This window comes from Staphylococcus sp. 231237_7MaSpsaltlick (assembly GCF_043107035.1).
In genome coordinates this window covers 1-408 of sequence record NZ_JBICNX010000427.1, presented here as the reverse complement: position 1 = coordinate 408, position 408 = coordinate 1, and the positions used below count along the sequence as shown (strand labels likewise).

Annotated in this window: 1 protein-coding gene; it reads right to left on the bottom strand. The window is 22.8% G+C overall.

The window, feature by feature from the left end:
* On the bottom strand, positions 1-385 hold a 385-nt coding region (locus ACF91D_RS32195; RefSeq protein WP_392438770.1), incomplete at its 3' end, for a hypothetical protein.
* Positions 386-408 lie beyond the last annotated feature (23 nt).

Sequence of the window (408 nt, the reverse complement as noted above, 5' to 3'; positions counted from 1 at the left end):
AACTTATTGAAGCAAAAATACCAACTAAATCTAAAGTTAATTTATGCTCGATTATGTAGCGTGGTATCAATATATTATATGAATTTAGAAGTTGTACAAAACCTAACGGTAAACCAATTAAAAGTACATTCAAATATACTTTCCATGGATATTTAAAGTTAGAAAATTCTAAATACTTAAGACTTCTTCTTTCAATAATATATAAAAACATTCCTTGAATGACCACTTGAATAATTAAACTGATAATAACGTTATTAGTTATAAATAGTGAAAATGAAAATGCTAAAATAATTAATATTGATTTTGAAATCATCATCTGACTAATAGTTTTATACTTTTCTTTTTTATGTAATACTGCGTAGTATACTTCTGAATTCAAATCCAAAATTTTACTAAAACCTATTATTA